Origin of the sequence: Halopseudomonas pachastrellae (genome assembly GCF_900114765.1) — a bacterium.
In the GTDB taxonomy this organism is placed as follows: domain Bacteria; phylum Pseudomonadota; class Gammaproteobacteria; order Pseudomonadales; family Pseudomonadaceae; genus Halopseudomonas; species Halopseudomonas pachastrellae.
This window is the reverse complement of the sequence record NZ_FOUD01000024.1, coordinates 15,305-34,584: the sequence shown is the minus strand read 5'-3', so window position 1 is coordinate 34,584 and position 19,280 is coordinate 15,305. Positions and strand designations below refer to the sequence as shown.

Here is a 19,280-nt window from a genome sequence, read left to right as displayed (position 1 = left end):
CTCAGGCGCTGCCCCGGCGGCGCTGCAGCGGCAGACTGATACGCACCAGCAAGCCCCCTTCCGGGGCCTGCTCCAGCGCCAGCGTGCCCTGATAGGTCGCGACCGTATCCCGCACAATCGCCAGGCCCAGCCCATGCCCCGGGGCTTGCTGATCCAGGCGCGCGCCGCGTCCGAGCACCTGGTCACATTCGGCCGGAGCAATACCGGGTCCGTCGTCGGCCACCTCCAGATCGAGCTGATCGGCGCGCAAGTGCCAGGCAACCCGCACCTCGGCGCGCGCCCATTTGCAGGCGTTATCCAGTAGATTACCCAGCAGTTCCAGCAGGTCTTCGCGATCAAAGGGCCAACTGCCGGACAACTCGCCCTGCAGCTGAATCTGCGGGCCATTCGGGTACAGACTCTCCAGAGTCTGCACCAGAGCGGTCAGGTCAGCGCCCGGCGCAAAGCGCTGCCCGCGGGCCTGATCCGGCGCCAGCCGGGCGCGCTGCAGGGTACGCTCCAACTGCGCGCGGATACTCTGCACCTGCGCCTGCAGCTCCTGCCAATCGCTCTGCGGCAGCTGCCCTGAGAGGCTCTCAAGACGGCTCTCGATGACCGCCAGCGGCGTTTTCAGGGCATGGCCCAGATCACCCGCGCTGTTGCGCGCGCGTTCCAGCACGGACTCAATCTGCTGGCCCAGGTGGTTGATTTCGGCCACCAGCGGCGCCAGTTCCTCCGGCACCTGCTCGTTCAGCTGCAGGCGCTCCCCGCTGCGCCACTCCGCCAGCTCGCCCTGCACCTTGCGCAGCGGCCCGAGCGAGCGGCGCAGAAACCAGTGCTGCAGCGCCGCAGCCACCAGCACTACCAGCACGCCGAGCCCGCTCAGCCACCAGCTGGCCCGACGAAACTCAACCAGCAACGGCTCATAATCGATGGCTACACTGATGGTCAGCCGCTCACCGCCCTTGAGATATTCCCCGGACCAGACCAGCAGCTCCTGACCATCCGGCCCTGGCAGCAACTCGGTCTGCAGGCCATCTCCCGGCAACGGCAAACGGTGATCCCAGAGTGAGCGTGAACGCCACTTCTCCTGCCCCTGCACAACGAAATAACGCCCCGAGTAGGGGCGTCGATAGTCAGGGTCAACCTTATCCATATCCAGAAACAGACCGTCGCTGCCACGGCTCAGGGCAGCCAGCATGCTGTCGGCCTCACGCTGCAACAGCTGGGTCAGGTAATCGCGCTGCGCCCGGTCATACAACCAGACACCGCCCTGCACAATCAGCAGCACGCTGACCAGCAACAGCGGCACCAGACTAAGCGTCAAACGGCGGCTGATGGATTTCACGCACCAGCCCCCACCAGCACATAGCCCTGCCCGCGACGCGTTTCAATCGCCTCGCGGCCCAGCTTGCGGCGCAGGTGGTTGATCAGCACCTCGATGACATTGGAATCGCGCTCGTCTTCGTAGTCGTACAGGTGCTCTGCCAATCGGGTTTTGGACAGCACCTTACCCGGGTTAAGCATGAAGTAGCGCAGCAGCTTGAACTCACTCGCCGACAGGCTGACCGGCTCCTGCCCGGCGCGCACGACCTGCTGATGCGCTTCATCCAGCTGCAAACCGGCAGCGCTGAGCAGGGTTTGCGGCTCACGGCCATGGGCTCGTCGCAGCAGCGCCTGCACCCGCAACACCAGCTCTTCGTTGTGGAACGGCTTGGTCAGGTAGTCATCGGCGCCGGCCTGCAACCCTTCAACGCGCTCGGTCCAGCGGCTGCGGGCGGTGAGGATCAGCACCGGCAGTGAGCTGCCGCCAGCCCGCCAACTGCGCAGGATCTCCAGACCGTCCATGCCCGGCAAACCAAGGTCAAGAATGGCCAGATCATAGGGTTCCTGCTCACCGAGCAGCAGGGCATCACGCCCATCGGCCCGCCAATCCACTGCGTAGCCCGCACGCTTGAGCACCGCCAGCAGACTGTCGGCCAGCGCCACGTTATCCTCAACCAGTAACAGCCGCATCAATCATCCTCTTCCACGTCCAGTAGTTCGCCGGTGGTCGCGTCGTATTCCAGTTCCATGACCCGCCGCGTACGGGTGACCACCTCGATTTCATAGATGTAGATGCCGTCATCAAGTTCCAGCTCGGCTTCCAGCAGGCGCCCCGGGAATCGCTCCAGCGCATCATCCACAAGCACCTGCAGGGGCACAATGTGCCCCTGCTCGGTCAGTGCCAGCGCCTCGTCCTGACTCAGGTCGTGTGCACTGACATTCAGTGGAATCAGCACCAGCGCCCACGCCAGTGGGCGGCTGATGCGCCGCGGATCAGTCGTCGCGGCGGTGTTCCAGAACGTCGCCATTGCTCGCATCCAGGTCAATGTCCCACTCCTGCCCTTGGGCATCGCGGATTTCAACTTCGTAGACATAGCGGCCATAGTGCTTGTCCAGATCGGTATCGGTGATGGTGCCGGGTTGCACCGACAGTGCCTTTTCGTTCAGGCTTTCCAGTGACTGAATGGTACCCTGCTCAACCAGGCCGGGGACCTCATCCATGCGTACATCGTCGTCTGCCAGCACGGCAGCACTACCCAGACCCAGGATGGCGGCGCAGGACAGAGAAACAAGTTGCTTGTACATAGTCATTTCCTCTCTTGGTGTTGGTGGTGCCGAACCGTTCGGTACCGCCTTCTGACAGGTTCAGACTATAGCCACCAGCTGAAACCAACCTTAAAATCGGGCGCGCAGCCACAGGGAACCCGCTCAGCATGACAGCGATACAGGTTAAAGCACCGGCGTTGACGCTCCGCGCAGGGCAGCGCGCCATTCAGCACATCCGCGAAAACGGCCTGCAGCCAGCCGATGTGCACATGATTCCCGGTGCCGCCGGCGGCCCCAAGGCACTCGGCATTCAAGGGCTGGACTTGGCGCTGTTCGGCGAATGGCTGCCGCGCGCACCGCAGCCGCGCAGCCTGATCGGCGCCTCCATCGGCAGTTGGCGCTTCGCCAGTGCCTGCATGCCGGACCCGGTGCAGACCCTGCGCCAGCTTGGCGAATTGTACACCGCCATGCGCTTTCCCAAGGGCGTCACTATCCAGACCATCAGTGCTGCCTGCGGCCAGATGATCGACGAGCTGCTGCAGGGGCAATTTGACGCCATTCTCAGCAACCCGCATTACCGCCTGAACATCGTCGTGGTGAAAAGCCGCGGCCTGCTGCGCGATGACTCACGTACCCGCCTGGCCCTCGGCCTGGGCGGCGTGATCGGTGCCAACCTGCTGGGTCGCCGGCACCTGGGCCGCTTCTTTGAACGGGTCATTCTGCACGACCCGCGCCAGCTGCCGGCCCTTGAAGAGCTGCGCGACTTCACCAGCGCGCATGTCGAGCTGACCAGTAACAACCTGCGCTCGGCCCTGCTGGCCTCCGGCTCTATACCCATGGTGATGGAAGCGGTGCGCGACATTCCCGGTGCCGAGCCCGGCGTCTACCGCGACGGCGGCTTGCTCGACTACCATCTTGACCTGCCCTACACCGCGCCGGGCGTGATCCTTTATCCGCACTTTATCGACCGGGTCATCCCTGGCTGGTTTGACAAGACCATTCCCTGGCGCAAGCACAACGCCCAGCAACTGCGTGACGTACTGCTGCTCGCGCCATCACCCGAATATCTGGAACGCCTGCCGCACCGCAAGCTACCGGACCGCAAGGACTTCAACCGCTATGTCTACGATAACGACGGCCGCGAGAAGTACTGGCGCAAGGCAATGAGTGAAAGCCAGCGCATGGGCGACGAGTTCCTGGAACTGGCTGACTCCGGGCAACTGATAGACCGTATCAAGCCACTGTGACAGCGCAGCACCAGGCCCTGCCCTGCCCCCTCTGCAGCTCGCCGGCCCACTGGATGCTCAGCGACCGCAAGCGCAGCTACTGGCAGTGCGAGCGGTGTCTGATGGTGCACGTGCCCGCGCAATGGCAACTGACTGCCAAGCAGGAAAAGGCCGAGTACGACCGCCACGAAAACCACCCGGATGATCCGGGCTACCGGCGCTTTCTCTCGCGCCTGGCCGAGCCGCTGCTGCAGCGCCTGCCGCCGGCCAGCTGCGGTCTCGACTTTGGCTGTGGTCCGGGCCCGGCCCTGGCCTTGATGCTGCGTGAGCAAGGGCATCAGGTCAGCCTGCATGACCTCTACTACCACCCCAACCCGGCAGCGCTTGAACAGCAGTGGGACTTCATCACCGCAACCGAGGTAGTGGAGCATCTGGCTGCGCCGCGTGCGGTGCTGGAGCAGCTCTGGCGTTGTCTCAAGCCCGGCGGCTGGCTCGGGCTGATGACCAAGCGGGTAACCAGCCCGGAGGCCTTCAGCACCTGGCACTACAAGAGCGACCCGACCCATATCAGCTTTTTCAGCGAGCACAGCTTTCACTGGCTGGCGCAACACTGGCAGGCCGAGTTGGAGATGGTGGGAGCGGATGTCGTGTTACTGCGCAAGCGCTGACTCAGCGCTTGCGATAGCGCTCTGTAAAGCCGTCAGGGTCGCGGGTGAAGGCACGCACACAGTTCTGGCAGATACAGGCGCGATTGCGCTGTTTACTCGGCACCAGGGCCAACAGAGCCTCGGGAACTAACAGGTCAAAGCACCAGCAGCTACCCGTCTCGGCAGCGCAGGCATTGGCGCCCGCGCAGAAAGGGCAACGCGCCGCATCAACACCCGCAGGCGCCAGTTGCACCCGTCAGCCTGCCAGACGGCTCAGCAGGTTGTTCTTCACCGCCGGCCATTCGCTGGCGACGATGGAGTACACCACGGTATCGCGAATAGAGCCGTCAGGCAGAATCTGGTGGCTGCGCAGAACACCATCCTGCTTGGCCCCCAGCCGCTCGATAGCGGTGCGCGACGCCTGGTTGAAGAAATGCGTGCGCAACTCAACGGCGATGGCGCCGGCATCCTCAAACAGGTGCTGCAATAGAAGCAACTTGCTCTCGCTGTTGACCGGTGTGCGCCGGGCCGCATCGGCATACCAGGTGTAGCCAATCAACGCCCGGCGGTTGGCGGCATCCACGTCGTAATAGCGCGTGCAGCCCACGATATCGCCGCTGGCAAGGCTGCGCACCGCGTAGGCAAGGTTGCCCTGCTCCATACCTTGCACCGCACGCTCAACGTACTCTGGCATGGACTCGGGCGTGGGCACACTGGCGTACCAGAGCTTCCAGCTTTCTCCATCAGCAACGGCGCGTTGCAGCGCAGCAGTGTGCGCCAGCTCAAGCGGCTCCAGCAAAACATGCCGGCCCCGCAGAGGCCCCGGTTGAATAAACATTATCGACTCCAGACAGCGGGTCAGTGATTTCCGATCACGCGGCGTGCACCCTTGAAGGTACGCTGCCAGAACGAGGATTCCAGCTCATCAACGCGCACCACGCCGCCCGTGCTGGGCGCATGCAGAAAGCGGCCTTCACCGATGTAGATACCGGCGTGGTTTACCCGCCCGCCATTCATGGCAAAGAGCACCAGATCGCCTGGCGCCAGCGCGCTCTCGGCAGGACGGGCTACGTTGAGGTTATAGAGATCGGAGGTGGTACGCGGCAGGCTCATACCGGCCGCTTCGCGGTAGACGTACTGAATCAGGCCGCTGCAGTCAAAACCGGTTTCGGGCGAGGTGCCGCCCCAACGATAAGGGGTACCGACCAGACTGAAAGCCTGAAAGACCACATCATTACCAAGGATCTGCGAAGAGTCGGAGGGGGTCACCGTGGGCAAGGTACGCACCGGTGCAGACACTGCGACGGGAGGACTTTTGGGCGCACTGGAGCAGCCTGCCAGAACAGCGGTCAGAAACAGGATCAACAGCGCACTGTGCCGCATCCGGCAACCTCCAGCCCGAGGGATTTGATTAAAAAATGGACGCTCAAGCGCCCAAGGTCAAGAATTTACTTTAACTTGCCACGCCAAGCCACAGATCAGCTGCCTTTTTCTGATCAATGGTTCACGGTAAACGCCAGCATCGCAGACAGCTGACACAAGGGCCGACCGCTTTGCTCACGCCATTGATTGAAGGCTGCCTGCGCTGCAGCCTGATCACGCTGACTGCTGGGCATCTTGTCGATAATGCCCTGCGCCTTCAGCGCGGCAACCACATCCTCACTGGGAGCCCAGGTATCCTTGCCCAGCATGCGCAGCAGGCGCGGTGCGGATTGTCCGCCCAACTGCGCGCCGCGCCTGGCCAGTAAACGCCAGAGCCCGACGATATCGTCCTCCGGCCAGTCAGCGATCAGGTTGCCCATACTGCCGTACTCGGCGCGAATATCCAGCACCAGTTGGGCGTTGCGTGGCACGCTGCGCAACTTGCCAAGATGGCGAATCAGGCGGGTGTTCTGCATCAGCCGCTCGATGTGCTCGGCGCTCATCAGCACGACTTTCTCCGGGGCAAACCCAAAGAAGGCCTCTTCAAAGGCCGGCCACTTGGCGTCTACCAGGCTATGCCTCAGCCCCGCCCGAAATACCCGCAGCGCGATGGTCGACAGGTAGCGATCATCGGCAATGGCACGCAGCTCATCCGCGGTTCGCGGCTGGGGCAACAGCGCCTCCAGCGCCTGCGCCGAGCCAAAGCGATTCAGGCAGTACTCGTGCAGCCAGCGATAGTCCTGCATCGACAGCTCCCGCTATCAGAGGTTCATGACGTTGAGCACACGGGACGCCGCCTGCTCATCGATACGCAGGCTGGCAAAGTCATACAGGGCGGTATCAGCCAGCTGCGAGGGCTGCACATGCTTGAGCGAGCGGAAGATATTCTCCAGTCGGCCGGGCGTGGCACGCTCCCAGCCCTGCAGCATGTCCTTGACCACCTTGCGCTGCAGGTTCTCCTGCGAGCCACAGAGGTTACAGGGGATGATCGGAAAACCCTGCAGCTGGGCATAGGCTTCGATGTCCGCTTCGTTGCAGTACGACAGCGGGCGAATCACCACGTTGCGGCCATCATCCGAACGCAGCTTGGGCGGCATGGCCTTGAGGTTGCCGCCGTAGAACATGTTGAGGAAGAAAGTCTCGATGATGTCGTCACGGTGGTGCCCGAGCGCCATCTTGGTCGCGCCGATTTCATCGGCAAAGGTATACAGGTTGCCCCGGCGCAGGCGCGAGCAGAGCGAACAGGTGGTCTTGCCCTCGGGCACCTTCTCCTTGACGATCGAGTAGGTGTCGCGTTCAAGGATGTGGTACGGCACACCAATACTGTCCAGGTAGGCCGGCAATACCTCTTCCGGAAAGCCCGGTTGCTTCTGGTCCATATTGACGGCAACCAGCTCAAACTTGATCGGCGCGACCTTTTGCAGGTACAGCAGCATGTCGAGCATGGTGTAGCTGTCCTTGCCGCCGGAGAGGCAGACCATGACCTTGTCGCCATCCTCGATCATGTTGTAGTCGGTAACCGCTTCGGCGGTCAGGCGACGCAAACGTTTTTGCAGCTTGTTCTGGTTGACGCTGAGACGACTCATGGACAGGGCACCGGTCTGGCAAAAGCCGGCAGTTTACTGGAAAGCGCTGACCATAAAAACATCAGCCCCCGTCAGTGCGACTGACGGGGGCTGATGCCGGCTCAGGCAGGCCTGGAGAAGATAGCCCTATAGGCTTGATTAACGCAGGTACACAGGCCCCACGCCAAAGCCCCAGAAGATGACCGAGGTCGCCATCATGGCCACCAGTACAACCAATCCGACCGCAAGCACCGAACTGGAGAACAGGAAGCCCTCATCACTGGGAATGTCCATGAAGATGGGAATGCCCTGATAGAGCAGGTAAACCGTGTAACAGATGGCTGCCGTGCCAACCAGCATACCCAGCCACAGGCTCGGATAAAGCGCAGCCACGCCCGCGATGAACAGCGGTGTTGCGGTGTAGGCAGCAAAGATCACGCAGTCGTTGAAGGTCGGGCTGGCGTCGTAGGTACGCGCCATCCAGTGGATAAAGGCACCCATGACGGCCACACCAGCCAGCATTGCCAGGTAGGACAGCACTGTCATCTGCAGCGCACTGGCTTGGGTCAGTTTAACCGCCTCCGGCGTGCCGACGGTCCAGCCGATCTGGGTGGTGCCTATATAGGCGGATACAGCCGGAATGGCTGCCAGCAGCAACACATGGGTTAGGTACATGTGTCCGATGCTTTCTTCCTCACCCCTGATTTCCTTCCACTCCTCGTCAGGATGGGTAAACAGCCCCACTACATGATGGATCATGGTCTGACCTCCTCATTATTATTAAGCCCCGGCCGGACAGCTCCGACAGGAGTACCGGACGCGCCTTGGCGCAGCCCTGTACTGACTATAGTCAAAAAGCGTGCGGTAGATCAGACCCTGCTTAGAGAGATTGGCGACTTCAGGTTTTGCGGTAATAGCGTTGCAGAATTAGCATCGCGCGATTGATTTCCTGCGCCTGCGCCGTGCTGCCGCCACGGTCCGGGTGATGCCGGCTGAGCAGGCTGCGGTAGCGCTGCTTCAGGGCTGCCGGTGCGGGCGCCCGGTCAAAGCCCATGACCTCCAGGGCCTGTTCTACTTCAGCGTCGGAGATTGCTCCACGTCCGCGCCAGAAGCCGTCGAGCAGGTGCTGCACATCATCGGCGTTGGTCTGGCGCCACTGCTCCCAGTCCTGGTAATAACGGCGCAGCGGATCATCCAGCTGCACCGCCGCCTCGCCCGGCGGACGTGCGCGCAGGGCGATCTTCAATACATGGATGTCCAAACTCAACTGCTCCTCGGCCACCTCATCAGCCAGGTGGTACAGGCGGTTGAACAGCAGAAAGTGCAGACGAAACAGCTGCAACGGCTCGCGCAATGCACCGGGCTCGGCAAACAAAGAGCCGGGCAGCTGCTGGGCCAGCACCTGCAACAGCTGATGTTCGCTTATCCCTTGGGGGTGGGCCTGCAAGATCGCGCGCAACTGCGCACTGAAATCATCCGGCACCAGGTCTTGCGGGTATACCTCGGTCATCGCCGGAGTGTATCAGCGCCAGCCACCTCACCCAAACCGTCATCACTTTGCCATCAAAGCGACAAGCCCCTGTCACGCCAAGTGCGTATCACTGTCACCTTCCAAGACCTCAGCAAGGACAGTAAAAAATGAACAGATGGGTACTCGCCGCGACGACCACCGCCATGCTGGCCGCGTTGGCCGGCTGCAACAGCGACAGTGACAATGACGACGCCGTGGTCGAACCGCCAGCGGCAGTCACCCCTGACAGCATCAACCTGAGCTTCCTGGGCCGCTACAGCGCCGGCATCTTCGCCGAAAGCGCCGCCGAGATCCCGGCCTTTGACCCGGTCAACAAGCGCATTTTCATCGTCAATGCACAAAAAGGTGCGGTCGATGTGCTGGATGCAACAGACCCGGCCAACCCGACGCTGATCGATACCCTGACCGCTGCCGACGTCGCCGCTGACGCCGTGGTCAACAGCATCGCCTACAAGGGCGGCTACCTGGCTGTAGCCATCGAAGCCTCACCCAAGACAGACAACGGCTTTGTCGCCCTGTACGACGCCACAACCCTTGAGCTGCTTGGCTCCGCGCAGGTCGGCGCACAGCCCGATATGCTGACCTTCAGCCCCGATGGCCAGTACCTGCTGACCGCCAACGAAGGTGAGCCGAACAACGACTACAGCGTTGACCCGGTCGGCTCCATCAGCATCCTGAGCCTGACCGACGATGAGATCGTCGAAGTCAGAACCGCCACCTTCAGCAGCTTCAACGCTCGCCGCGACGAGCTGATCCAGGCTGGCGTGCGTATTTTTGGCCCCAATGCCAGCGTCGAGCAGGACCTGGAGCCCGAGTACATCGCCATCTCCGAGGACAGCACTACCGCCTGGGTTGCGCTGCAGGAGAACAACGCACTGGCCAAGATCGACATTGCCAGCGCCACCGTTACCGACATCCTGCCACTGGGCTACAAGGACCACGGAGTAGCAGGCAACGGCCTTGATGTCAGTGACGAAGACGGCGAAATCAACATCACCACCTGGCCCGGTGTGCTCGGCATGTACCAGCCTGATGCCATTGCCGCCTACAGCGCCGGTGGCAACACCTATCTGGTCACCGCCAACGAAGGCGACTCACGCGCCTGGGGCGAGGATGATGACGCCTACTGGGCCGGCGATGCCAGCAAGGGCTTTGTCGAGGAATTCCGCGTCAAGCACCTGGTGCACGCCAGTGGCTTTGACCGCCGCGCCGGCGACGACCTGCCGCCGCAACTGCGTGAACTGGCAGCCGGCGCCCTGCTCAACCCCACCACCTTCAGCTACTGCGGTGCCACTGCCGCAGATCCCGGCGACTGCCGTGAAGACGAGCTGCTCGGCCGCCTGACCGTTGCCTGGACCGATGGCTATCGCAAGGACGCCGCCGGCAACCCGGTGATGTTCGATGCCGCCGGCAATGAAAACGTCGCGGGTGACCGCCTGATGTACGACAACCTGTACGCCTACGGCGCTCGCTCGTTCTCGATCCGCGATGCCGATGGTGCGCTGGTGTGGGATTCGGGTGATGCCTTCGAGCAATACATTGCCAGCGCCGACTGCATGCTGGGCGCCAGCCGCGATATCCCCTGCGCCGACTATTTCAACTCGACCCACGATGAAGGTGACGTGTTCGACAACCGCAGTGATAACAAGGGCCCGGAGCCCGAAGGCGTCACTATCGGCCAGCTGGGCGAGAAGACCTTTGCCTTCCTGGGTCTGGAGCGTATGGGCGGCGTGATGGTATGGGATATCACCGACCCGACCGCGCCTGAAATGGTGGACTACCTGAACACCCGCGCCGACTGGAACACTGAAGACACCGAGTCCGTGCTGGCCGATGCCGGTGACCTGGGGCCCGAAGGTCTGGTGTTTGTCTCTGCCGAGGATTCACCGAACGGTGAAGCTCTGCTGATCGTCGGTCACGAAGTCAGTGGCACCACCACCGTGTACCAGATCAATCAGGTACTACCTTAACAAAGCGCTCCTAATGCTTTGTTAGCCCACAGGGCCGGCCACGTGGCCGGCCCTGTTCATTTGCGGCTAGGCCACCTCGTCGCTATGCTCAAGCGCCTCGCGGTGCACCCCACGTACCGCCTGCAAGAACTCATCGCCCCATCGACGAATATCGTTGTGCTGCACCACCCCAAACAGCTCGCGCAGCCGCGCTTCGCGTTCGGCACGGCCCAGTGTCAGGCCGATATAGAGGCCGTCGCGCAGGTCATGCGGATCATGCGGGTTGGTCAACAGCGCCCCGTGCAGCTCGGCGGCGGCACCGGCAAACTCCGATAGCACCAGCACCCCGGCGCCACCACAGAGCCCCTGGGTTGCCACGTATTCCTTGGCAACCAGATTCAGCCCGTCCCGCAGCGGCGTAATCCACATCACATCCGCCATCAGGTAATAGGCCACCAGCTGGTCGAAGGGCACGGCGCGGTAGAAAAACTGCACCGGCGTCCAGCCAACCCGCGAGAACCGTCCGTTGATGCGCCCCACCGCCTGCTCGATCTGGCCCAACAGCTCGGCATAGATGGTCATCTCGCGGGCCGCCGGCACGCAGATGGTGATCAGGCTGACCTTGCCGATCAGCTCCGGGTGCGCCTCCAGCAGCGCTTCAAAGGCCAGCAGTTTGGCGTAGGTGCCCTTGGTGTAATCGAGCCGCTCGACCGACAGCACCACGCGGATACCTTCCAGCTCCTTGCGCAGCATGGTGATCTGCTCCTGACAGACCTCGCTGTCAAGTACCTGCTGCACACGATCAACATCCAGCCCGACCGGATGCGCGCCCAGTCCGATCTCGCGGCCGTGCACTTTGATGCGCGTGGCCATGCGCTCCAGCCCCACCGCGCAGCCGTAAGTCAGGTAGCGCGGCGCACAGCCGGTTTCTTCCACCACCTCCAGCGGCGCGACACCGCGTACCACGTCAACAAAGTTCTCAGCCTGACGGGGAATATGAAAGCCGATGTAGTCGCACTGCAGCAGGCTGCCGATGATTTCGCGGCGCCAGGGCAGCACGTTGAATACGTCCGCCGACGGGAAGTAGGTGTGATGGAAAAAGGCGATATTCAGATCCGGACGCAGCGGTCGCAAGAACGCGGGCACCATCCACAGGTTGTAGTCGTGCAGCCAGACCACCGCGCCCTGCGCCGCCTCAGCGGCCGTGCGCTCGGCAAACAGGCGATTGACCTTGAGAAATACCGCCCAGTCCTCTTCACGGAACACGGCGCGCTCCCAGAAGGTGTGCAGGGTCGGCCAGAACGCCTCTTTGGAGAAGCGCTTGTAGAACACGTCGACGTCTTCCTTGGTCAGCGCCACCCGCGCGGCAACCAGATTGGGATAGCGCTCGGCATCCACCTTGGTGTGCACCTCAAAGCCTTCGCGCCGGCGCGGGTCATGGATCGACCAGGCCACCCAGGAGCCCTGCTGATCACCGGCAAAAAAGCTCAGCAGCGTCGGCAGAATCCCGTTGGGTGAGGACGGCGGGCGGCGTATCACCTTGCCGTCTTGCTCCACCTCCTCGTAAGGCAGGCGGTGGTACACCATCACCAGGTCCGCCTTGCCCTTGATCTGCAGGTCGCGCAGCTCTGAATCCACGCCCAGCGGGCCAAGAAAGCCGAAATGCGATATCGCCTCTAGAATCCCACCGCAGCCGCTCAGACGGGCGTGCAGTACCTTGGCGCGGTCACCGGTGGCTTCCAGCAGGGCGGCCTCTGACTCACCGACGCACACGCCCTTGAAGCCCTGCTCGTACATCGACAGGTCATTCAGGGTGTCGCCGGCTACCAGCACATCGTCCAGCGACTCATCCAGGTGCTCAACCAGCCGTTGCAGGGTACTGCCCTTGTTGACGCCACGGGGCAAGCAATCCAGATACATGCCGGCGGAAAACAGCAGGTCGCAGTCCAGCGCCTCGACAGCAGCGCGCAGCTCGTCGGTTACCGCATCCGGCTCACAGAACCAGGAGCAGCGGCGCTGCTGCGGCACCTGCTGACGCTCCAGCCCGGGGAAGGCGGCCAGTTTCTGCAGAATAAGCTGCTCGCCCGGCCAGCGCGCATCAATCTCGCTCTGCACCGGGTAGACCGGCTGCAAGGTCTTGCCATCCACCACGGTCGCACCGACATCGCAGATGATGTAATCGGGTTGCGGTATCGCCGGGTCCGAGAGCAACGGCACCACCACCTCAAGACCGCGGCCGGTAACAAACACCAGGGTGATCCCCGGGTGCGCGCTGATCAGTTGGTAAAGGCGCTGACGATTGTCGGGGTCGCCAGCAAGAAAGGTTCCATCCAGGTCAGTAGCCAACATCATGATTGAGGTCTCCCTGTTGCATCGGAATCGGTGTCGGGTGCCTGCTCGGCTTCAGCGGCAGGCTCTTCGGTGCGCGCAGCGGCGTCAGGCTCATCACCACCCGCCTCTTCCAGCATCATCTCCAGCACGGCGGTGGAGGTACGCACCATGGGCACCTGGTGGGCGGCGCCATCGACAATACGGTCACGGCCGGCCCGCAGCTGCCAGCCGGCATAAAGGGCACAGAGTGCAAACATCAGCGTAAAGAACAGCGGCAAGGCCACCGGCGTGGCGCTCATCAACAGGCCTGCCAGTGCCGGCCCTATTGCCGCCCCAACGCCGTGCAGCATCAGCAATGCCGCGTTACCCGAGAGAATATCTTCCTGGTGTAAATGATCGATCAGGTGCGCCACCACCGCCGGGTAGACCGAGAAGGAGCCGGCACCAAACACCGCTGCACCCAGCAGCAGCCACAACCCGAACGGGCCGAGCGCCGCCATCAGCAGGCCGCCGACTGCGGCACTGCCGGCAATGATCACCAGCGCACGGCGCCGGTCGATGCTGTCCGACAGCCGCCCCATGGGCCACTGGGCCAGCGCACCAGCGACAATCACCAGCGATACAAACCCGGCAATCTGCGCGGTATCCATGCCCATGCGCGTGGCGTACACCGCACCAAGCCCCCAGAAGCCGCCCATGCCCAGCCCGGACAGCAAAGCCCCGGCACAGGCCACGGGCGCGGCCTCCCAGAGACGGCGCAGTGACAGGGCCGGGGTATCGGTAATGACCGGTTGCGACAGGCGGGTGGCCGATACCGGCATCACCGCCAGCACCACCAGCATCGCGGCAATCACAAACAGCGTGAAGTTAAGCGGGCTGTCCCAATTCAGCAGTTGCTGGGCCAGCGCCAGCGAGCCCAGGTTGATCGCCATGTAGCAGGCAAATACCTGTCCGCGCCGCTCCGGCGGCGCCTGGGTGTTGAGCCAGCTTTCGATCACGGTGTAGATGCCGACCAGCGCAACCCCGGTCATCACCCGCAGCAGCAGCCAGACGCCAGGCAGCATCCACAACAGGTGGATCAGCACGCAGGCCGCCTCGGCCGCAGCGAGAAAGGTAAAGGCACGAACATGTCCCATGCGGCGAATCAGCCGCGGACATAACCAGGTACCGAGAATAAAACCGGCAAAGTAGGCGGAACCCAGCAGACCGAGCGTCTGGTCGCTGAAACCTTCGGCACTACCGCGCAGGGCGAGCAGCGTATTGAGCAGGCCGGTACCCAGCAGCAACAGAGCGATGCCGCACAGCAGGGCCGCAATGGGCACTACGAGTCGAAGCATGGAACCGAATCTCCTTGGTGGCGTCGGGTCCAGGCAGGATTTGGGGGTGCAAATTTATGTGCAATATTTATATTCAGCTGTAAACACCCTACCGCAATCCGGGCCGCGCTGACCAGCCCGGATTGCCTGAACCTTCAAAACACAGGGCACATGACGCTACACTGGCCGACAATCGCAGACAGGAACTTCGCCCCGCCATGGCTACCATCAAAGACCACGCCCGCCGCCTCTGCGCGCCCTTGCTCAACCCGCTGGAAGCCGGCGACGCTCCGTACCATTACGCGCCCAAGAGCCGCGCCATTCTGGTCATCATGAGCCTGTTGTTCATCGCTCTGGCCAGCGCGCTGGGGCTGCTGTTGCCGGCCGGCAGCGATCCGTTTTTCATCTTGCCCGTGGCCGTCTTCGGGCTGCTCGGAGCGCTCGGCCTGCTGGTCGCCTGGCTGGGCAGCGAGCGCGCAGTGGCACGTCTGTGGAATAGCCGGCAGGGGTAGGCTCAGTTGACGGTTCGTTCACCTGCCTGTTGCTGCCTGTAAAGCCGCCAATCAAGTAGCGAGGAGTGTAGTTTGTTCAGCACATCCCTGTGCTTCACCCCTTCGGGGCGAGCGCACAAAAACGACGAGCGTCGCGGAGTGGCGGCGTTACAGGCACAACCCGTAGGGCCGGAGCCATTTTTCGGCCATGCTGCGTTTTCAGTCGCTTCTGTGGAGCGACCACACTGCTCTCCTTCCGCCTTGCCTGCCCGAAAAATGGCCTCCGGCAGGCTGGTGAACGAACCGTCAACGGACCCTAAGGCATGACCCCCAAGCAATTGCTGATTGTCGCGCACGCACCCTCGCCCAACACCCGCAAGTTGGCCGAGGCAGCGCTGCGCGGCGCACGCCATCCGGATATCGAGCAGGTTGAGACCCGCTGGGTGCCGCCGCTGGAGGCACAACCGCAGGACGTGCTGCAGGCCGACGCCATTATTCTGGGCACCACCGAAAACCTGGGTTACATGAGCGGCGCGCTCAAGGACTTCTTCGACCGCTGCTACTACCCCGTACTGGAAGAAAAACAGGGCCTGCCCTGTGCGCTTTATATTCGCGCCGGGATGGACGGCACCGGCACCCGCCGGGCGGTCGAGTCGATTGTTACCGGCCTGCGCTGGAACTGGGTGCAGGCGCCGCTGACCCTGCGCGGTGACTGGCAGGACGCCTTTGAACAGCAGGTCGAGGAGTTGGGCATGTACATGGCCGCCGGCCTCGATAACGCGGTATTCTGATGGAGCGCATCATCGCCCGTACCGAAGCCTGCTACGTCAAGGCAGAGCAGTTTTTTCAACGCACCTTTGCCCGCCCCGACATCCATCTTGACCTGCGCGGCCAGCGCGCCGGCGTTGCCTACCTTGATCGCAACCTGCTGCGCTTCAATGGCCAGATGTACCGGGAGAACAGCGCGCACTTTCTGCAGCAAACCGTTGCCCACGAAGTAGCGCATCTGATTGCCCATCAGCTGTACGGCCACCGCATTCGCCCGCATGGCCGTGAATGGCAGGCGCTGATGACCGGGCTGTTTGAGCTGCCGGCTGATCGCTGCCACAACTACGCTGTGGCCCGCAGACGCAGCACCCAGTATCTGTATCGCTGCGCCTGTCCGGACCACATGCCTTTTACCGCGCGCCGCCATGCGCTGGTAAAAAAGGGCAACCGCTATCTGTGTCGGCGCTGCGGCGATGCGCTGCACTTTACCGGCAAGAGCCAGCAGGTCTGAGGCTCTAGAGTCTGCTGCGTTGTCGGTCGCTTATGTGGGGCGACCACACAGCGCTCCCTCCGCCCTGCCTGGCCGAAAAATGGCCTCCGGCAGGCGGGTGAACGAAACGTCAACAGACCCTACCCCGCCCGCCGCATCACCTCGATGTAGGGGCGCAGGCTGTAGCCCAATTGCGGCGCAAGACGGTCGGCCCAGACATTCATGGCCTGGCGGTCAAGGGGCAGCTCACCGCTCTGGGGTATAAACAGGATGATATTGCCCTCCACGACCTCCACCTGCAGGTAGCGCTCGCCAAACAGCTCGCGCAGACGGTGGACGGCGTAGGGCTTGCCACTGCTGCCCTGCTGCCACTGGTTGACCACCATCAGGCCGCCCGGGCGCAGCGCCGCGTGGCATTGCTGCAGAAAGTCGATGTGCAGTTGGGCACCGGCAATACCGTCTTCCAGATACAAATCGAGCATCAGCAGGTCTACCGGCTCGGTCAGTGATTCCATGTACTGCTCAGCGCTCGTCACCACCACCTGCAGCTCGGGCACATCCGGCAGGGCAAACCAGCGCCGCGCCAGCTCTACCACCCCGGGACGGAGTTCTACCGCGCGCATCTGCGCCGGCTGCAGGTGCTGCAGCACGGCACTGACCAGACTGCCGGCCCCCAGGCCCAGCGCCAGCGCCCGTTCGATCTGCGGCAGCCAGAAACCCGCCAGCAGCATCGCGCGGGTGTAGTCGTACTCCAGCCAGGCCGGGTTGCCGATCAGCGCGCAGCTCTGTTCCGTCTCCTCGCCAAAGTAGAGATAACGTAGCTCTCCTGCCTGCGTTACCCGCAGCTCGCCCAGTGCATCATGCTGGCGCGCCAACACGCGCTCCGGCCCACGCCCGAGGCGGTGCGCCAGCCACCAGCCGAGTTGCTGCAGATAGCCCCGCCATCCTGCCACTGCCGTACCCCCTACCCTGTTCTTTGCGCGGCACAGTAGCAGTTTTGCCCAACCGCGCGGCAAATTTTCCGCCACAGTGTCTGCGCTGTCACTTAAACTGCTGGTGTCACATCCCCCCTGTTCAGGTACCCCTTTACATGCACTCCTCCGGCAGCGCCCTGCAGCTTATCGTCGTTCTATTGCTCGCCACCGTCATCGCCGTGCCGCTGGCCAAGCGCCTGCGTCTGGGCGCAGTCATCGGTTACCTGGCCGCCGGCGTCATCATCGGGCCCTGGGCGCTGGATCTGGTACCGCACCCCGAAGACATCAGCCATGTTTCCGAATTGGGCGTGGTTCTGCTGCTGTTCATCATAGGTCTGGAATTGTCGCCGCGCCGGCTGTGGGTGATGCGCCGGGCAGTGTTCGGAACCGGTGCGCTGCAGGTCGGCCTGTGCGCCAGCGTTATAGGCCTGCTCGCTCTCTTGCTGTTTGAGCAGCCGCCGGCCACCGCGCTGGTGCTGGGCCTGGGGCTGGCGTTGTCATCTACCGCATTCGGCCTGCAGTTGCTGGCAGAGCGCCGCGAGCTGACCAGCCCGCACGGCCGCCAGGCCTTTGCCGTGCTGCTGTTTCAGGACATGGCCGCGATTCCGCTGATCGCCCTCATCCCGCTACTCGGCGTGCAGCCGGACAGCAGCGGTGACAGCAACCTACTGCCGCAAACCATCAAGGTGCTTGGCAGCATCGCCGTGATCATTGTCGGCGGCCGTTACCTGCTGCGCCCGGTCTTCAGGGTAGTGGCCCGCACCGGCCTGCAGGAAGTATCCACCGCTACCGCCCTGCTGGTGGTGATCGGCACGGCATGGCTGATGGAGTCGGTGGGTATATCCATGGCCCTTGGCGCCTTTCTGGCCGGCTTGCTGCTGGCCGACTCGGAATACCGGCATGAGCTGGAGTCGCAGATCGAGCCCTTCAAGGGGCTACTGCTGGGGCTGTTCTTTATCACCGTGGGCATGCAGGCCGACGTATCGCTGCTGCAATCCAACGGCCTTGCCGTCGCGCTGCTGACCACACTGATCATTGTGCTCAAGCTGCCGCTGATCTACCTGACCGGTCGCCTGGCCGCCGGGCTCGATCGCCGCAGCGCACTGCGCCTGGGCATGGTGCTGGCGGCCGGCGGTGAGTTCGCCTTTGTGGTCTTTCAACTGGCCAGCGGACATCAGTTGCTGAGCGCCACCCAGCACAACCTGCTGGTGCTGGCGATCACCCTGTCGATGGCCGTTACTCCGCTCTTGATTCTGCTGCTCGCAGCGCTGCTGCCCAAGGAGCAGGCCACGCCGCGCAAGGTGCCCGAGGAGTATCAGCAGATCGATAGCGACAGCCCGCGCGTCGTCATCTCCGGCATGGGCCGCATGGGGCAGATCATCGCCCGTGTGCTCAGGGCCCAGCGCGTGCCCTACGTTGCCCTGGATACCTCGGTAGACAGTATCGAGATGTCTCGCAGCATCAGCGCCGAGATGCCGATCTACTACGGCGACCCCTTGCGCCCGGAAATTCTGCGGGCCGCGCAGGTCGACAAGGCGCAGTTCTTCATCATCACCAGCAGTGACCCGGACATCACCCTGCGTACCGCCGAAACCGTGCGCCGCCTGTATCCGCAAATCACCATCATCGCCCGAGCCCGCAACCGCCAGCACGTGCACAAGTTGATCGACCTGAACGTGCTGCCGGTGCGTGAAACCTTCCACTCCAGTCTGGAAATGAGCCGCCAGATTCTTACCGGACTGGGCCTCAGCGAAGAGCAGGCAGACTCACGTCTGGCGCGCTTCCGGCGCCACGACGAGCAGGTACTGGCGGCGCAGCACGCCGTCTATGACGACGCAGCGGCGGTGATGCAGACCGCCCGTCAGGCCCGCGCAGACCTGGAAAATCTGTTCGACACCGACCGTATCGAGGCGCGCAGCGTGGCTGACATGATCGAACAGGCCAAACAGCAGTCCTGAGGCTGCTAGAATACGCCGCTATAGCAATCAGGAGCAGCAGC

General features: G+C 62.9%; 21 protein-coding genes. 7 read left to right on the top strand and 14 right to left on the bottom strand.

All coding sequences use genetic code 11. The features are described from left to right. Position 1 precedes the first annotated feature (1 nt). The 4 genes from BM116_RS16935 to BM116_RS16920 are packed head-to-tail and all read right to left on the bottom strand — an operon-like array spanning position 2 to position 2,610. Positions 2-1,327 carry a sensor histidine kinase gene (locus BM116_RS16935; RefSeq protein ID WP_090475276.1) on the bottom strand — a complete coding sequence of 442 codons (1,326 nt, stop codon included), beginning with the start codon at positions 1,325-1,327 and terminating at the stop codon, positions 2-4. Further along, the gene (locus tag BM116_RS16930) at positions 1,324-1,995 is read right to left on the bottom strand and encodes a response regulator transcription factor (RefSeq protein WP_083729248.1); all 672 of its coding nucleotides are present in this window, start codon (positions 1,993-1,995) and stop codon (positions 1,324-1,326) included. The genes BM116_RS16935 and BM116_RS16930 overlap by 4 nt, the downstream gene beginning before the upstream one ends. Next, entirely contained in the window at positions 1,995-2,333 is a 339-nt protein-coding gene (locus BM116_RS16925; RefSeq protein ID WP_083729246.1) for a PepSY domain-containing protein, read from the bottom strand. The genes BM116_RS16930 and BM116_RS16925 overlap by 1 nt, the downstream gene beginning before the upstream one ends. Beyond that, entirely contained in the window at positions 2,299-2,610 is a 312-nt protein-coding gene (locus BM116_RS16920; RefSeq protein ID WP_083729244.1) for a PepSY domain-containing protein, read from the bottom strand. Before BM116_RS16920 ends, BM116_RS16925 begins: the two co-directional genes overlap by 35 nt. Positions 2,611-2,738: 128 nt before the next feature. Here BM116_RS16920 and BM116_RS16915 point away from each other — a divergent pair, with 128 nt between their 5' ends. After that, the gene (locus BM116_RS16915; protein ID WP_083729242.1) at positions 2,739-3,818 is read left to right on the top strand and encodes a patatin-like phospholipase family protein; all 1,080 of its coding nucleotides are present in this window, start codon (positions 2,739-2,741) and stop codon (positions 3,816-3,818) included. Between the two features lie 53 nt (positions 3,819-3,871). After that, the gene (locus BM116_RS16910) at positions 3,872-4,465 is read left to right on the top strand and encodes a class I SAM-dependent methyltransferase (RefSeq protein WP_083729240.1); all 594 of its coding nucleotides are present in this window, start codon (positions 3,872-3,874) and stop codon (positions 4,463-4,465) included. A 1-nt stretch (position 4,466) separates the two neighbouring features. On the opposite strand, the gene BM116_RS19355 is transcribed toward BM116_RS16910, so the two are convergent. The 7 genes from BM116_RS19355 to BM116_RS16875 all read right to left on the bottom strand — a co-directional run bounded on the left by BM116_RS19355 (position 4,467) and on the right by BM116_RS16875 (position 8,941). Next, a complete protein-coding gene (locus BM116_RS19355; RefSeq protein WP_090475274.1) occupies positions 4,467-4,697 on the bottom strand; it encodes a cysteine-rich CWC family protein in 231 nt (76 codons plus the stop codon). 3 nt (positions 4,698-4,700) lie between these two features. Next, positions 4,701-5,282, bottom strand: coding sequence for a GNAT family N-acetyltransferase (locus BM116_RS16900; RefSeq protein WP_083729238.1), 582 nt, complete (start codon positions 5,280-5,282; stop codon positions 4,701-4,703). Between the two features lie 20 nt (positions 5,283-5,302). After that, positions 5,303-5,827, bottom strand: coding sequence for a C40 family peptidase (locus BM116_RS16895; protein ID WP_083729236.1), 525 nt, complete (start codon positions 5,825-5,827; stop codon positions 5,303-5,305). A gap of 113 nt (positions 5,828-5,940) precedes the next feature. Continuing rightward, positions 5,941-6,612: a DNA-3-methyladenine glycosylase I gene (locus tag BM116_RS16890; protein WP_083729234.1), complete on the bottom strand. Its 672-nt coding sequence runs from the start codon at positions 6,610-6,612 to the stop codon at positions 5,941-5,943. A 15-nt stretch (positions 6,613-6,627) separates the two neighbouring features. Continuing rightward, positions 6,628-7,452: a tRNA 2-thiocytidine(32) synthetase TtcA gene (ttcA, locus tag BM116_RS16885; protein WP_083729232.1), complete on the bottom strand. Its 825-nt coding sequence runs from the start codon at positions 7,450-7,452 to the stop codon at positions 6,628-6,630. 138 nt (positions 7,453-7,590) lie between these two features. Next, a complete protein-coding gene (locus BM116_RS16880) occupies positions 7,591-8,190 on the bottom strand; it encodes a Yip1 family protein (RefSeq protein ID WP_083729230.1) in 600 nt (199 codons plus the stop codon). A gap of 139 nt (positions 8,191-8,329) precedes the next feature. Beyond that, complete coding sequence (locus BM116_RS16875; protein ID WP_083729228.1) at positions 8,330-8,941, bottom strand: DNA-J related domain-containing protein; 612 nt, start codon at positions 8,939-8,941, stop codon at positions 8,330-8,332. A 128-nt stretch (positions 8,942-9,069) separates the two neighbouring features. On the opposite strand from BM116_RS16875, the gene BM116_RS16870 reads away from it, so the two are divergent. Further along, on the top strand, positions 9,070-10,932 hold the full coding sequence (locus tag BM116_RS16870) for a choice-of-anchor I family protein (RefSeq protein WP_083729226.1): 1,863 nt from the start codon (positions 9,070-9,072) through the stop codon (positions 10,930-10,932). Positions 10,933-10,998: 66 nt separating this feature from the next. Here BM116_RS16870 and ggpS read toward each other — a convergent pair whose 3' ends face one another. Further along, a complete protein-coding gene (gene ggpS / locus BM116_RS16865) occupies positions 10,999-13,263 on the bottom strand; it encodes a glucosylglycerol-phosphate synthase (protein ID WP_090475272.1) in 2,265 nt (754 codons plus the stop codon). Continuing rightward, entirely contained in the window at positions 13,260-14,579 is a 1,320-nt protein-coding gene (locus BM116_RS16860; RefSeq protein WP_083728840.1) for an MFS transporter, read from the bottom strand. Before BM116_RS16860 ends, ggpS begins: the two co-directional genes overlap by 4 nt. Positions 14,580-14,776: 197 nt before the next feature. On the opposite strand from BM116_RS16860, the gene BM116_RS16855 reads away from it, so the two are divergent. The 3 genes from BM116_RS16855 (at position 14,777) to BM116_RS16845 (ending at position 16,328) form a co-directional block, all read left to right on the top strand. Beyond that, a complete protein-coding gene (locus BM116_RS16855) occupies positions 14,777-15,070 on the top strand; it encodes a hypothetical protein (protein WP_083728838.1) in 294 nt (97 codons plus the stop codon). 302 nt (positions 15,071-15,372) lie between these two features. Next, positions 15,373-15,840 (top strand): flavodoxin family protein, encoded by a 468-nt coding sequence (locus BM116_RS16850; protein ID WP_083728836.1) that lies wholly within the window; start codon positions 15,373-15,375, stop codon positions 15,838-15,840. After that, positions 15,840-16,328 (top strand): SprT family zinc-dependent metalloprotease, encoded by a 489-nt coding sequence (locus BM116_RS16845; protein ID WP_407920323.1) that lies wholly within the window; start codon positions 15,840-15,842, stop codon positions 16,326-16,328. The genes BM116_RS16850 and BM116_RS16845 overlap by 1 nt, the downstream gene beginning before the upstream one ends. A gap of 119 nt (positions 16,329-16,447) precedes the next feature. Here the strand turns inward: BM116_RS16845 and BM116_RS16840 are convergent, their stop codons facing one another. Next, positions 16,448-17,260, bottom strand: coding sequence for a spermidine synthase (locus tag BM116_RS16840; protein ID WP_090475270.1), 813 nt, complete (start codon positions 17,258-17,260; stop codon positions 16,448-16,450). Positions 17,261-17,397: 137 nt separating this feature from the next. On the opposite strand from BM116_RS16840, the gene BM116_RS16835 reads away from it, so the two are divergent. Continuing rightward, complete coding sequence (locus BM116_RS16835) at positions 17,398-19,239, top strand: monovalent cation:proton antiporter-2 (CPA2) family protein (RefSeq protein ID WP_083728830.1); 1,842 nt, start codon at positions 17,398-17,400, stop codon at positions 19,237-19,239. Positions 19,240-19,280 lie beyond the last annotated feature (41 nt).